The sequence below is a fragment of the uncultured Cellulomonas sp. genome (assembly GCF_963527515.1).
In the GTDB taxonomy this organism is placed as follows: Bacteria; Actinomycetota; Actinomycetes; order Actinomycetales; family Cellulomonadaceae; genus Cellulomonas.
Genome location: NZ_CAURTV010000101.1, coordinates 1 through 13,686, shown reverse-complemented (window position 1 = coordinate 13,686; position 13,686 = coordinate 1). Strand labels below are relative to the sequence as shown.

General features: G+C 72.9%; 13 protein-coding genes and 1 pseudogene. 5 read left to right on the top strand and 9 right to left on the bottom strand.

What is annotated here, in order from left to right:
- Positions 1-120 precede the first annotated feature (120 nt).
- From RYN42_RS16935 to RYN42_RS16905, 7 genes are all read right to left on the bottom strand, one after another.
- Positions 121-1,281, bottom strand: a complete 1,161-nt coding sequence (locus RYN42_RS16935; RefSeq protein WP_315097980.1) for an ABC transporter substrate-binding protein — start codon at positions 1,279-1,281, stop codon at positions 121-123.
- A 64-nt stretch (positions 1,282-1,345) separates the two neighbouring features.
- A complete protein-coding gene (locus RYN42_RS16930) occupies positions 1,346-2,107 on the bottom strand; it encodes an ABC transporter permease subunit (RefSeq protein ID WP_315097979.1) in 762 nt (253 codons plus the stop codon).
- On the bottom strand, positions 2,104-2,895 hold the full coding sequence (locus RYN42_RS16925; RefSeq protein WP_315097978.1) for an ABC transporter ATP-binding protein: 792 nt from the start codon (positions 2,893-2,895) through the stop codon (positions 2,104-2,106). Before RYN42_RS16925 ends, RYN42_RS16930 begins: the two co-directional genes overlap by 4 nt.
- Positions 2,892-3,827 (bottom strand): ABC transporter permease subunit, encoded by a 936-nt coding sequence (locus tag RYN42_RS16920; RefSeq protein ID WP_315097977.1) that lies wholly within the window; start codon positions 3,825-3,827, stop codon positions 2,892-2,894. The genes RYN42_RS16925 and RYN42_RS16920 overlap by 4 nt, the downstream gene beginning before the upstream one ends.
- Positions 3,824-4,840 (bottom strand): TIGR03842 family LLM class F420-dependent oxidoreductase, encoded by a 1,017-nt coding sequence (locus RYN42_RS16915; RefSeq protein WP_315097976.1) that lies wholly within the window; start codon positions 4,838-4,840, stop codon positions 3,824-3,826. The genes RYN42_RS16920 and RYN42_RS16915 overlap by 4 nt, the downstream gene beginning before the upstream one ends.
- A 22-nt stretch (positions 4,841-4,862) precedes the next feature.
- Positions 4,863-6,323, bottom strand: coding sequence for a dihydropyrimidinase (gene hydA / locus RYN42_RS16910; protein ID WP_315097975.1), 1,461 nt, complete (start codon positions 6,321-6,323; stop codon positions 4,863-4,865).
- Positions 6,295-7,143 carry a nitrilase-related carbon-nitrogen hydrolase gene (locus tag RYN42_RS16905; RefSeq protein WP_315097974.1) on the bottom strand — a complete coding sequence of 283 codons (849 nt, stop codon included), beginning with the start codon at positions 7,141-7,143 and terminating at the stop codon, positions 6,295-6,297. The genes hydA and RYN42_RS16905 overlap by 29 nt, the downstream gene beginning before the upstream one ends.
- 214 nt (positions 7,144-7,357) lie before the next feature.
- Between RYN42_RS16905 and RYN42_RS16900 the strand changes: the two genes are divergently transcribed.
- The 5 genes from RYN42_RS16900 (at position 7,358) to cofD (ending at position 12,731) form a co-directional block, all read left to right on the top strand.
- A complete protein-coding gene (locus tag RYN42_RS16900; protein WP_315097973.1) occupies positions 7,358-8,713 on the top strand; it encodes an aminotransferase class I/II-fold pyridoxal phosphate-dependent enzyme in 1,356 nt (451 codons plus the stop codon).
- 289 nt (positions 8,714-9,002) lie between these two features.
- Positions 9,003-9,989 carry a putative F420-0 ABC transporter substrate-binding protein gene (locus RYN42_RS16895; RefSeq protein ID WP_315097972.1) on the top strand — a complete coding sequence of 329 codons (987 nt, stop codon included), beginning with the start codon at positions 9,003-9,005 and terminating at the stop codon, positions 9,987-9,989.
- A complete protein-coding gene (locus RYN42_RS16890) occupies positions 9,986-11,005 on the top strand; it encodes a putative F420-0 ABC transporter permease subunit (RefSeq protein ID WP_315097971.1) in 1,020 nt (339 codons plus the stop codon). Before RYN42_RS16895 ends, RYN42_RS16890 begins: the two co-directional genes overlap by 4 nt.
- A complete protein-coding gene (locus RYN42_RS16885) occupies positions 10,996-11,766 on the top strand; it encodes a putative F420-0 ABC transporter ATP-binding protein (RefSeq protein WP_315097970.1) in 771 nt (256 codons plus the stop codon). The genes RYN42_RS16890 and RYN42_RS16885 overlap by 10 nt, the downstream gene beginning before the upstream one ends.
- Positions 11,763-12,731: a 2-phospho-L-lactate transferase gene (gene cofD, locus RYN42_RS16880; RefSeq protein WP_315097969.1), complete on the top strand. Its 969-nt coding sequence runs from the start codon at positions 11,763-11,765 to the stop codon at positions 12,729-12,731. Before RYN42_RS16885 ends, cofD begins: the two co-directional genes overlap by 4 nt.
- On the opposite strand, the gene cofC is transcribed toward cofD, so the two are convergent.
- Positions 12,718-13,344, bottom strand: a complete 627-nt coding sequence (gene cofC / locus RYN42_RS16875; protein ID WP_315097968.1) for a 2-phospho-L-lactate guanylyltransferase — start codon at positions 13,342-13,344, stop codon at positions 12,718-12,720. The genes cofD and cofC overlap by 14 nt on opposite strands.
- Positions 13,345-13,367: 23 nt before the next feature.
- Positions 13,368-13,686 (bottom strand): annotated as a pseudogene (locus tag RYN42_RS16870) (hypothetical protein); the annotation flags it as partial.

Sequence of the window (13,686 nt, the reverse complement as noted above, 5' to 3'; positions counted from 1 at the left end):
TGGAATCCGGGGGCGCGGTCGAGCCGCAGCGGGGTGGGGTCGTCGTGGGTGGAATTGGTGCCTCTCCGGGGGGGGGCGGGCCGCGCGGGGGCGCCGTGTCCGACGCCCGCGCGCGACGGATCAGTTCCCGCCGGCCTCGAGTGTGACGTCGAGAGGCTCGAACCCCTCGCCCGACACGTCGACGCCCTCCTCCTCGAGCTCGGCCAGCGCCTGCTCGACGTACTCGTTGGTGAACGCCTCGTCGTCGGGCTCGGCCGTGATGACGGTGGCGCCCTGGTCGTTCTTCGTGGTGAGGGCCACGTCGACCGTCTGCGCCCACGCGTCCTCGTCGATCGTCCCGATGCCGTCCGGCGACGGCCAGATCAGCTTGTTCACCTCGTTGGTCATCCACAGCTGGTGGCTGTTGCCCAGCTGCGAGCCGGCGGCCACGACCAGGTCACGGCCCTCCTCCGGGTTGTCCCTCGCGTAGATCCAGCCCTTGAGGCTCGCCTTGATGAACTTGACGGTCGTCTCCTGGTACTCCTCGTCGGACGCGAGCTTCTCCGAGTTCGCCCAGATGGCGTCCTGGAGCATCGCCGTGCCCTCGTCGTTCCAGTCGATCGCGGTGAAGTCCTCGGCCGTGTACAGCTCACCCGTGTCGGGGTTCTCCGCCTCGAGCAGCTGCGCGTACTCGTTGTAGGTCATGGCCTGCGCGGCGTCGATGTCCCCCGCCAGGAACGCGTTCATGTCGAACTGCTGCTGGACCAGGGTGACGTCGGTCGCGGGGTCGAGGCCGGCCTTGGTCATGCCGGCGAACAGCTCGAACTCGTTGCCGTAGCCCCAGTTGCCCACGGTCTTGCCCTCGAGGTCGGCCGCGGTGGAGATGCCCTTGTCCGCGAACGAGACCTGCAGCGTGCCGGACCTCTGGAAGATCTGGGCGACGTCGGTGATGCCCGCGCCCTGCTCGCGGGACGCCAGCGCCTTGGGCACCCACGCGATCGCGTAGTCGACCGAGCCGTCGGCCAGCACCGACTGCGGCACGATGTCGGTGCCGCCCTCGACGATCTCCACGTCGAGCCCCTCGTCCCGGTAGTAGCCCTGGTCGACCGCCGCGTAGTAGCCGGCGAACTGGGCCTGGGTGAACCACTGCAGCTGGAGCGTGACCGGGGTCAGCACCTGGGGGCTCATCGTCCCCTCGTCCTCGGGCTCGTCGCCGCTGTCGGAGCTGCATCCGGACAGGACGAGCGCCGCGGTGACGCCGACCGCGGCCGCGCCCCACGCAGTACGCCTGGTGAGTCTCATCGTTCTCCCTCTCGTTGGCTGTGCGGATATCGGCCGGCCTGGCTGCGGTGGCAGGCGGACGCTTCTAGCCCCCCTGGCGCCTGGCGACCGCCCGCTCGAGCGCGAGGGTCGCCAGGTAGAACACGAGCCCGAGCACGATGGCGCCGAGCACGAACGCCCAGGCGCGGGCGTAGGCGCTGTTCGACGCCGCCGACGTGATCCGGGAGCCCAGACCGTTCTGCAGGCCCCCGAAGTACTCCGCGACGATGGCCGCGATCACCGCCGTCGAGGACGCGATGCGCAGGCCGGTGAACAGGTACGGCAGCGCGCCGGGGACCGTCACGGTCCGGGTGAGCTGCCACGGGCTCGCGGCGTAGGCCTTGAGCAGGTCGCGGTGCACCGGCTGGACCTGGCGCAGCCCGCGCAGCGTGTTGACGAACACGGGGGCGAACACCACGACCGAGACGACGAGGCGCCGCGGCGTGGTCGAGGTGGTGCCGAACATGGTGTTCAGCGCGGGGGCCAGCGCGACGATCGGCATCACGGCCAGGGCGGCCGCGGTCGGGGACAGGAGCGTGTCCGCCATCCGGCTGCGCGCCGCGACGACGGCCGCCACGATCGCGATCGCGCTGCCGACCACCAGGCCGACCAGCACGTTCATGCCCGTGGCCAGCGCCGCCGACCAGACCAGCGGGATGCTCAGCCGGAGCTGCTCGAGGATCGCCGTCGGGCTGGGCAGCAGGTACGGCTTGATGTCCGCGCCGACCACGACCGCCTGCCAGGCCAGGAGCGCGACGACGCCGAGCAGCACCGGGGCGACCCAGCGGCGGACGGCGGTGGCGCTCATCGCAGGTCCACGCCGCGGGCGGTGACCGGGGTGCCGTGCAGAGCCTCCCGCACGGCGGTGACGGCGGCGAAGAACGAGGCGTCCTCCCGCAGGCCCTCGCCGCGCTGGTCCCCGAGGTTCACCGGGACGATCGCGCTGATCCGGCCGGGTCGTGGCGACATGACGACCACCCGCTGCGACAGGAACACGGCCTCGGGGATCGAGTGGGTGACGAACACGACTGCGGCACCGCTCTCCGCGCAGATCCGCACGAGCTCGGTCTGCATGCGCTCGCGCGTCATCTCGTCGAGCGCGCCGAACGGCTCGTCCATGAGCAGCAGGCTGGGGCGCTCGGCGAGCGACCGGGCGATCGCGACGCGCTGCTGCATGCCACCCGAGAGCTGGTGCGGGAAGTGCCCGCTGAACTCGTCGAGCCCCACCAGCGCGAGCAGCTCGGCGGCGCGCGACGCCCGCTCCGCCCGGCCCACGCCGTGCAGCTCCAGCGGCAGCTCGACGTTGGCCGTCACGGTGCGCCACGGCAGCAGGCCCGCCTGCTGGAACGCGATGCCGTAGTCCTGCGCCTCGCGGGCCTGCTGCGGGGTCTTGCCGAACACGGTGAGCTCGCCCGTCGTCGGGGTGTCCAGGTCCGCGACGAGCCGCAGCAGGGTCGACTTGCCGCAGCCGGACGGGCCGATGAGGGCGACGAACTCCCCCGCCGCCACGGTGAGGTCGATGCCCTCCAGGGCGAGGACGTCCCCCGAGCGCGACGAGAACACCTTGCCGACGCCGCGTGCTTCGAGCGCGCTCATGAGACCTCCGCGTAGCGGTAGCGGCCCAGGCCGAGCCCGAGCAGGGACACCAGGCCGGCGGCGAGCAGCCCGAGCAGCGCGGCCGCGGCGATGGCCGCCCACGGCTTGCTCGGATCGCCGCTCGCGGACTGCGCGTAGCCGATGATCAGCCGACCGATCCCGCCCTTGGTCCCCGTGGACACCTCGGCGACGATCGCGCCGACCACCGCGGTCGCGGCGCCGAGCCGCAGCGCCGGCAGCAGGTACGGGACGCTCGCGGGCAGCCGCAGCGAGCGCATGGTGCGCGACCAGCTGGCGGCCTGCGCCCGGAACAGCTCCACCTGCGCGTCGGGGGGCGACTGGAACCCGCGCAGCGCGCCGATGGTCACGGGGAAGAACGCGAGGTAGCTCGCGATGAGGGCGACCGACATCCAGCGCTGCCACTCCAGCCCGCCGATGTGGATGCGACCGCCCCACCCGACCACCAGCGGCGCGAGCGCGATGAGCGGGACGGTCTGGCTGAGCACCACCCAGGGCGCCAGCGCGTGCTCGGCCAGCTGCCAGCGCTGCATGACCGCGGCGAGCAGCAGCCCGCCGAGCGACCCGACCAGCCAGCCCGCGAGCGCGACCCGTAGGGTGAACCAGCAGGCCGCGAGCATCGCGCTCAGCACGGTGGGCGACCCGGTGGCGGACGTCTCGGGCTCGAGCACCCGGGCGACGATCTCCCACGTGTGCGGCATCGCGAGGTCGTCCGTGCGCGGCAGCACGCTCGCCTCGCCCAGGTGTCCGCCGGTGTCGGGGACGACGACCTTGACCAGCTCCCACAGGGCGGCGAGCACGAGGACGGCCAGGACGCCGACGAGCACCCGCCGGACCAGGCCGGACCGCTCGCGCGGACGCACGGGCACCGGCGCGGTGCGCTCCGGTGCGAGCGTCGTCGCGAGGTCCGTCATGCGGTCGCCACGACCGGCGTCGCCAGGGCGGGGATGACGTGCTCGCCGTACACGCGCATCGTCTCCTCCTTGTTGTCGTGCTGGAGGTAGCCGGCGAACTGCGTGACGCCGAGGGCGCGCAGAGCCTCCAGCTTCCCCACGTGCTCCTGCGCGCTGCCCAGGACGCAGAACCGCTCGACGATCTCGTCGGGCACGAACGCGGCGTGGGTGTTCCCCGCGCGGCCGTGCTGGTTGTAGTCGTAGCCCTGCCGGCCGGCGATGTAGTCGGTCAGCGCCTTCGGCACGGAGGAGTCGGCGCCGTACCGGGACACGATGTCCGCCACGTGGTTGCCGACCATCCCGCCGAACCACCGGCACTGCTCGCGCATGTGCTCACGGTCGTCCCCGATGTACATCGGGGCGGCGATGCAGAACTGGATCGCGTCGGGGTCCCGGCCCGCCTGCTCGGCGGCGTCGCGCACCACCTTGATGGTCCACGCCGCGATGTCCGGGTCGGCGAGCTGCAGGATGAACCCGTCGCCCACCTCCCCCGTGAGCTTGAGGGCCAGCGGACCGTACGCGGCCACCCAGATGTCCAGCGCCGACCCCTTCGACCAGGGGAACCGCACCTCGGCACCGTGCAGGTACGCCGGCCGGTCGTTGGCCAGCTCCCGGATCACCTCGATCGACTGCCGCAGCGTCGCCAGGTTGGACGGCTTGCCGTGCAGGGTCCGCACCGCCGAGTCGCCGCGACCGATGCCGCAGATGGTCCGGTTGCCGTACATCTCGTTGAGCGTGGCGAACAGCGAGGCGATCACCGACCAGTCCCGCGTGGCCGGGTTGGTCACCATGGGCCCGACCATGACCTTGCGGGTGGCCGCCAGGATCGCCGAGTAGATGACGAACGGCTCCTGCCAGAGCAGGTGCGAGTCGAAGGTCCACACGTGGCTGAACCCGTGGGTCTCGGCCAGGCGGGCGAGCTCGACGGTGCGCGAGGCGGGCGGGTTGGTCTGCAGGACGACGCCGAAGTCCATCTGTGTCCTCTCGACAGGGGGTCTACGACAGGTACTGGGACAGGCCGCGCGGCACGTACTTCCCGTGACCGGCGCGCCCGTGGTAGCCGGACTCGTCGACGACGACGGACCCACGCGACAGGACGACGTCGACGTGCCCGTCGATCTCGTAGCCCTCCCACGCGGAGTGGTCCATGTTCATGTGGTGCGTCTTGCCCACCCCGATCGACGTGTGGCCCGCGGGGTCGTAGACCACAACGTCGGCGTCGGCCCCCGGCGCGATCACACCCTTCGTGCCGTACAGCCCGAACATCCGCGCGGGGGTGGTGGAGGTGAGCTCCACCCACCGCTCGAGCGTGATCTGCCCGGTGACGACCCCTTGGTACATGAGGTCCATCCGGTGCTCGATCGAGCCGATCCCGTTGGGGATGGCCCGGAAGTCACCGACCCCCAGGTCCTTCTGGCCCTTCATGCAGAAGGGGCAGTGGTCGGTGGAGACCATCTGCAGGTCGTTGGTCCGCAGCGCCTGCCACATGTGCTCCTGGTGACCCTCGGCCCGCGAGCGCAGGGGGGTGGAGCACACCCACTTGGCGCCCTCGAAGCCTGGTGCTCCCAGCTGCTCCTCGAGGCTGAGGTACAGGTACTGCGGGCACGTCTCGCCGAACACGTTCTTGCCGTTGTCCCGCGCCCAGGCCAGCTGCGCGACGGCCTGCTTGGCGCTCACGTGCACCACGTAGAGGGGCGCTCCCGTGACGTCGGCCAGCATGATCGCGCGGTGCGTCGCCTCCTCCTCGAGCTGCCAGGCGCGCGCGATGCCGTGGTAGTACGGGTCGGTCTTGCCCTGCGCCACCAGCTGCGCGGCGAGCACGTCGATGGCGGGCCCGTTCTCCGCGTGCATCATGGTGAGCAGCCCGAGGTCGGCGGCCTTCTGCATGGCGCGCAGGATCTGGGCGTCGTCGGAGTAGAAGACCCCGGGGTAGGCCATGAACAGCTTGTAGCTGGTCACCCCTTCGGCGACGAGCCCCTCCATGGCCTTGAGCGAGTCCTCGTCGACGCCGCCGACGATCTGGTGGAAGCCGTAGTCGATCGCGCAGTTCCCCGCGGCCTTGTCGTGCCAGGCGCCGAGGCCGTCCATGACCCGCTCCCCCGTGCGCTGCACGGCGAAGTCGATGATCGTCGTGGTGCCGCCCCACGCCGCGGCCCGCGTGCCGGTCTCGAACGTGTCGGAGGCGTTGGTGCCGCCGAACGGCAGCTCCATGTGCGTGTGCGCGTCGATGCCGCCGGGGATCACGTACTTGCCGGTCGCGTCGATGACCTGGTCGACGCTCGCCGCCAGGTCGTGGCCGAGGAGTGTCGAGCCGGGGCTGAGCACCGCGGCGATCGTCTCGCCGTCGATGAGCACGTCGGCGGCCGTCCGCCCGGTCGCGCTGACCAGGGTGCCGCCCGAGATGAGGATCGTCACGAGTGCACCCCTCTCACGGAGCCACGATCGGGCCGTAGGCATCCGGCCGGCGGTCCCGGAAGAACTGCCAGCGCTCGCGCACGACCCGGATCTGGTCGAGGTCGAGATCCCGGACGATCAGCTGGTTCTCGCTCGACGAGCCCACCTCGCCGACGTAGTTGCCGTCCGGCCCGACGGCGTACGACGAGCCGTAGAAGTTGACCGCCTGCTCGCCGTACTCGTTGTCCTCGAGGCCGACGCGGTTGTTGGCGACGACGAAGTAGCCGTTGGCGACCGCGGCGGCCGGCTGCTCGATCTCCCACAGCTTGTTGGAGATGCCGGGCGCCGTGGCGTTCGGGTTGAACACGATCTCGGCGCCGTTGAGGGCGAGCACCCGCCAGCCCTCCGGGAAGTGCCGGTCGTAGCAGATGTTCACGCCGATCCTGCCGACGGCCGTCTCGAACACCGGGTACCCGAGGTTGCCGGGGCGGAAGTAGAACTTCTCCCAGAACTTGGGCAGGTTCGGGATGTGGTGCTTGCGGTACTTGCCGAGATAGCTGCCGTCGGCGTCGATCACGGCCGCGGTGTTGTAGAGGACGCCGGGCTGCTCCTCCTCGTAGACGGGGAGCACGATGACGATGCCGAGCTCCTTGGCGAGCGCGGAGAACCGCTCGGTCGTCGGGCCGGGCACGGACTCGGCGTAGTCGTAGTACGCGGTGTCCTGCGTGATCCCGAAGTACGGGCCGTAGAACAGCTCCTGGAACGCGATGATCTGCGCGCCCTGCGAGGCGGCCTCCCGGGTCCACGCCTCGTGCAGCGCGGTCATCGACTCCTTGTCACCGGTCCAGGTGGCCTGGGTGAACGCGACGCGTACGACCGTCATAGGGGCTCCTCCGCTTCGAATCAGAACGGCCTCGGAGCCTTCACCGGCGCCGGAGTGCCCGTTCTTGGCACCGTAGCCTGGAATGTGACTGTCCGGGTTGAACATTTCTGCGGTGTTACCCCGCGTTACCGGGGCGCGAAGATCGATGACGCGGACGTAAACATCTGGACCGCTGTCCGGGGAGCGCGACGCGGGAGCGTGCATCCTGGCGCGCATGGACCTGGCTGCTCACGTCGACGACCGCAGCCCCCGGGGCATCGCCGCCACCGTCGCGCGACTGGTTCGCGGCGGTGACCTGCGGCCGGGCGACCGGCTGCCGACCGTGCGGGTGCTGGCGGCCGAGCTCGGGGTGAGCCCGGCGACGGTGAGCGGCGCGTGGCAGGCGCTGTCGGCCGTCGGCATCGTGACGTCGCGCGGACGTGCCGGCACGGTCGTCCTCCCCCCACCCGCCAGCTGGCTGCCGCCGCGCTACCGGGACCTCGCCGGCGGCGCGCCGGCCCGGCTCGACCTGTCCACCGGCACCCCCGACCCCGAGCTGCTCCCCCTGATCGGTCCGGCGCTGTCCCGGGTCGCGCTCCAGCGGCCCGCCGCCGACACCGGCGCCTACCTCGCGGCCCCGGTGGTGCCCGCCCTCGAGGTCCTGCTGCGCGAGTCCTGGCCGTTCGCGCCGCAGCGGGTCACGGTGGTCGACGGTGCGCTCGACGCCATCAGCCGCACGCTCGAGCGGGTCGCGGGCTACGGCTCGCGCGTCGCCGTCGAGGACCCCGGCTTCCCGCCGCTGTTCGACCTGCTGGACCAGCTGGGGCTCGAGCGCGTGCCCGTGACGCTCGACCGGCAGGGCATGCGGCCCGACGAGCTCACGAAGGCGCTCGCGGGAGGCGCGGGGGTCGTCGTCCTGCAGCCGCGCGCCCAGAACCCCACCGGCGTCAGCACGACCTCGACCCGCGCCCGCGAGCTGGCGGCCGTCCTGCGCCGGCACGACGCGCTCGTCGTCGAGGACGACCACTCCGGGGAGATCGCGTCGGCCCGCGACGTGAGCCTCGGGTCGCTCCTGCCCGACCGCGTCGTGCACGTCCGCTCGTACTCGAAGTCCCACGGCCCAGACCTGCGCATCGCCGCGGTCGGTGGACCGGCGTCGGTGCTGGACGGCATCGTCGCCCGCCGCATGCTCGGTCCGGGGTGGACGAGTCGCCTGCTCCAGCACGTGCTGGTCGACCTCCTCGTCGACAGCGCCGCCATCGAGGCCGTCGCCCACGCCCGCCGTGTCTACTTCGCCCGCCGACGGGCGCTCCGCGAGGTCCTGGCCACGCATGGCATCACCCTCGACCCCGGCGACGGCATCAACCTCTGGCTCCCGGTCGCCGACGAACGCACCGCGCTGGTCCGCCTCGAGGCCGCGGGCATCCGGGTCGCGCCGGGAACCCCGTTCACCGCGGACGCCACCCCGTCCTCGGACGGTGACTCGACGACTGACCGCGGGCGTCGGGGCCACGTCCGCGTCACGGTCGGCCTCCTGGGCTCCGAGGTCGACGACGTCGGTCGCGCACTCGCCCTGGCCGCAGCCCCCTGACGCGACCCACCCGTCCGCCGAGCAGGGAGGAGCGGGATCCGGGACATCCCCGAGCCCCGGATCACCGCCGCCACCTTCATCGAACGCACGTTCGAACCTAGGCCGTCGGCGCGCGTCGGTCAAGGGTGCACTTGCCGAGTCCTCCACCTGCAGGCCTACTCTGTGCGCGGAACCCGGCCGGTCATGGCCGGGTCGCGCCGCCCGGACGTGGGCGGCCCTCCGGAGGTGCGACGTGCACCCCACCCCTGGCGAGCAGCACCCACCCCAGACTCCGGAGCCCCACACCCCCATGCGCGCACCCCGCATCCTGATCCTCGCCACGGCCGCCTCGCTGGCCCTGGCGGCTTGCTCGACCCAGGCCACCCCGGAGGCCGACCCCGTGACGGCCACCCCGGGCACCACGTTCACGCCGGTCACTGTCGACAACTGCGGCACCGAGGTCACCGTCGACGCGCCCCCGACGAGGGTGGTGACGATCAAGTCGACCGCCACCGAGATGCTCCTGGCGCTCGGCCTGCAGGACGTGCTGATCGGCACGGCGTTCGCCGACGGCCCGGTGCCCGCCGACCACGCGGCGGCGTACGAGGCGGTCCCGGTGGTCTCCGACAAGGTGCCCGGCCAGGAGGCGCTGCTCGCACTCGAGCCGGACTTCGTCTACGGCGGCTGGGAGTCCAACTTCTCGGCCGACGGCGCCGGTGACCGCGCGGCCCTGCACGGCCTCGGGATCACCACGTACGTGTCTCCGGCGGCGTGCAAGGAGGAGGGCTACATGCCCGACCCCCTGACGTTCGACGAGGTCGCGGACGAGATCCGGGAGGTCGCGGCGATCTTCGGGGTGCCGGAGCGCGCGGACACCCTGATCGCCGAGCAGGAGGCCACGCTCGACGCGGTGCAGGAGCCCGCTGAGGAGACGACCGCCCTCTGGTACAGCTCCGGCTCGGACACCCCGTACGTCGGCGCCGGCATCGGTGCGCCGCAGATGATCATGGACGCCGCCGGGCTGACCAACATCTTCGCCGACGTGCACGACAGCTGGACGTCGGCCGGGTGGGAGCAGGTCGTCGCCGCCGATCCCGACGTGATCGTGCTCGTCGACGCCGCCTGGAACACCGCGGAGAAGAAGATCGGGCTGCTCGAGGCCAACCCCGCGACCAGCCAGCTCACCGCCGTCCGCGAGAAGCGGTACCTGACCGTCCCGTTCGCGGCGGGCGAGGCCGGTGTGCGCAACGCGGAGGCCGTGGCGTCGCTCGGCGAGCAGCTCGCCGAGCTGGGGTGAAGGCCCGCACGCCGCTGGCCCTGCTCGTCCTGGCGGGGCTGGCCGGCCTCGTCGCGACCGTCCTGGTCGCCGTCACCATCGGCCCGGCCGACCTCGGGGTCGCCGAGGTGGCCCGCAGCATCGGTGGGCACCTGGGCCTGCCGGTCGACGCCGTCCCCCGGTTGCACGACGCGATCGTCTGGGACCTGCGCCTCCCCCGGGTGCTCACCGCGGCGGCGGTCGGTGCCGGGCTCGCGCTCGCCGGGGCGGTGATGCAGAGCCTGACGCGCAACCCGTTGGCGGACCCCTACCTGCTCGGTCTGTCCTCGGGTGCGTCGCTCGGGGCGGTCGCCGTGCTCGTCGTCGGCGTGAGCCTGCTCCTGCCGGTGGCGGCGTTCGCCGGCGCCCTGCTCGCCCTCGTCGCGACGCTGGCGCTCGCCCGCTCCGGGAGCACCCTGTCCCCGGGCCGGACGGTGCTGGCGGGGCTGGCGGTCTCCCAGATGGCCGCCGCCGGCACCAGCTTCGTCATCTTCTGGACCGCCACCGGCGACTCCTACCGGGAGATCCTCAACTGGCTGCTCGGGTCGCTGGCGGGCGCGACGTGGACCTCCGTGGCCATCGCCGGGATCGCGGTGCTGGCCGTCGGCAGCGTGCTGGTGGTCAGTGCCACGCGGCTCGACGCGTTCGCGTTCGGGGACACCTCCGCCGCCGCCCTGGGCATCGACGTCGACCGCACGCGCTGGACCCTGATGACGGTCGTCGCCCTGCTCACCGGCGCGATGGTCGCGGTCAGCGGGGCGATCGGCTTCGTCGGCCTGATCCTCCCGCACGCGGTGTCGTCGCTGACCGGGCCTGCCCACCGTCGGCTGCTGCCGGTCGCGGCCCTGAGCGGCGCGGTGTTCCTGGTCTGGGCGGACACGCTGGCCCGCACCGTGTTCGACCCGCGCGAGCTGCCGGTCGGCATCGTCACCGCGCTGATCGGCGTCCCGGTCTTCGCCTACCTGCTGCGGCGCGGGAAGGGGTCGGCATGGACCTGACCCTGGACGGCGTAGGCACCCGGCTCGGCGGCCGCTGGGTGGTGGACGGCATCGACGCGACCCCGCCCTCCGGCCACCTGACCGGGCTGCTCGGACCCAACGGCGCCGGCAAGACCACCCTGCTGCGCCTGATCACGGGGCTCCTGCCGCCGGAGAAGGGCGCGGTGCTCGTCGAGGACGCGCCCGTGCACGAGCTGCCTCGGCGAGCACGCGCGCAGCGAATCGCCCTGCTCGAGCAGGAGTCGACCAGCACCGTCCCGCTGTCGGTCCGCGAGGTCGTCTCCCTCGGTCGCATCCCCTACCGCAGCCTGTGGGGCACCGACCCGGACGACGCCGCGGTGGACCGCGCCCTGGTCAGCGCGCAGGCGGACCACCTCGCGGACCGGACCTGGTCCTCGCTGTCCGGCGGCGAGCGGCAGCGGGTCCAGATCGCCCGCGCGCTGGCCCAGGAGCCCGAGCTCCTGCTGCTCGACGAGCCCACCAACCATCTCGACGTGAGCGCGCAGCTGAGCCTGCTCGCCTTCGTGCGCGACCTGGGCACCACGACGGTCGCCGCCCTGCACGACCTCAACCTGGCCGCGGCGTTCTGCGAGCACGTGCTCGTGCTGGCCGACGGCCACCTCGCCGCGGCGGGTCACCCGCGTGACGTCCTGCGCCCCGACCTGCTGCGGGACGTCTACGGCGTCGAGGCCGACATCCTGGAGCACCCGCGCACGGGCCGGCCGGTCATCGCGTTCCACGAGCCCCGGAGGCCCCAGTGAGGATCACCGTCCTGTCCGGGGGCGTCGGCGGTGCCCGGTTCACCCGCGGCCTGCGGGCGCTCCTGCCCGCCGCCGACGTCACGGTGGTCGCCAACACCGGTGACGACCTGTGGCTGCACGGCGTCCGCGTCTGCCCGGACCTCGACACGCTGATGTACACGCTCGGCGGCGCGGTGCAGGAGGACCAGGGCTGGGGCCGACGGGACGAGTCCCGCCACGTGAGCGACGACCTGCGGGCGTACGGCCTCGGCTGGGACTGGTTCACGCTCGGCGACCTGGACCTCGCCACGCACCTCGCCCGCACCTACCTGCTGCGGGCCGGGCTGCCGTTGTCGCAGGTCACCGCACAGCTCGCGGAGCGCTGGCAGCCGGGCGTGACGCTGATGCCCATGACCGACGACGAGGTGGAGACGCACGTCGTGGTCGAGGACGGCCGCACGATGCACTTCGAGGAGTGGTGGGTCCGGTACCGGGCCGCGCTGCCCGCCGTCCGCTTCGTGCAGACGCACGTGGACGCGGCGACGCCGGCGCCGGGGGTCCTCGACGCGATCGCCGACGCCGACGTCGTGGTGGTCCCGCCGTCCAACCCCGTGGTCTCCGTGGGCACGATCCTCGCGATCCCCGGCATCCGCGACGCCCTGCGCACCACCGCGGCCCCCGTCGTCGGCGTGAGCCCGATCGTCGGGGGGGCGCCGGTGCGCGGGATGGCCGACGCGTGCCTCACCGCGATCGGCGTCGAGACCAGCGCGGTCGCGGTCGCCCGGCACTACGGTCGGCGTCCGGACGGCATCCTCGACGCCTGGCTCGTGGACGAGCGCGACGCCGCCGCCGTGCCGCAGCTGGCGGCCGACGGCTGGACGGCAGCCTCCGCCCCGACGCTCATGACGGACGTCCCCACGACCGCCGGCATCGCCCGGGCCGCCCTGGCCCTGGTCGACCGGCTCCCCCGGGCTACGTCCCGCTGACCCGGTCGAGGACGGCTCGCGTGGCAGGCCCGACCCCGAGCCCCTCCACCGCGGCGAGGTCGTCCGGCACGTCGACGTCCCGGCGCACGGTCGACGTCGCGGGGACCGCGAGCCGGACGTGACCGATGCCTTCGTGCGCCGCGGCGGAGCCGACGCCGAGACGCGGGTCGATCGCCACCCCCGGAAGCGCGGTCAGCATCGTCGTGCCGGTGCCGTCCGCGTCGGGCACGAGCGCACGGTCGTGCACCGTCGCGCGGTCCAGCGCGTCCGCGAGGTCGTCGGCCCGCAGAGCAGGCAGGTCCCCGAGCAGGACCGCGACGCCGGCGTCGGGGTAGGCGGCGCGGACGTGCCCGGTCCCCGCGCGGACCGCCGCGTTCAGCCCACCACCGGGGTCGTCGACGAGCTCGGTCGACGTCGCGAGCAGGGCCCGCAGCACCGGGTCCGCGGTGACGACGACCACCCGCTCGACGGAGGCGGTCGCACACGCCGCTGCCACGGTGTCGGCAGCCATGGCGCGCACCAGCCGCTCGCGGGCGCCCGCCGACAACGCACCCGCCAACCGGGTCTTCCCGTCGGCGCCGTGCTTCACGGGGATGACCACGACCCATCGCACGGGCGCATCCTGCCTCATGCGCGTCAGCCGGACCGCATCATCTGGCTGAGCTGCTCGTGACCCCGGCGCGGACGTTCGACGGCGACGACGGCACCCACGACGAGGGCCAGCCCGAGCAGGGCGCCGAGCACCCACCACGGCAGCACGATCACGGGCGGCCCGGTCTGGTGCGTGAGGCTCTCCAGACCGAGCGCTCGGACGGTGAGCGCGCTCAGGGCGACGCCGGTGAGCATCCCCGCGACGGCCGGACCGAGCACGGGGCCCACCAGCTCCGCGAGCACCAGCCGCGCGCCGGCGTGACGCGGCAGCCCGAGCGCGCGCAGCTGCAGCACGGCGCGGCGG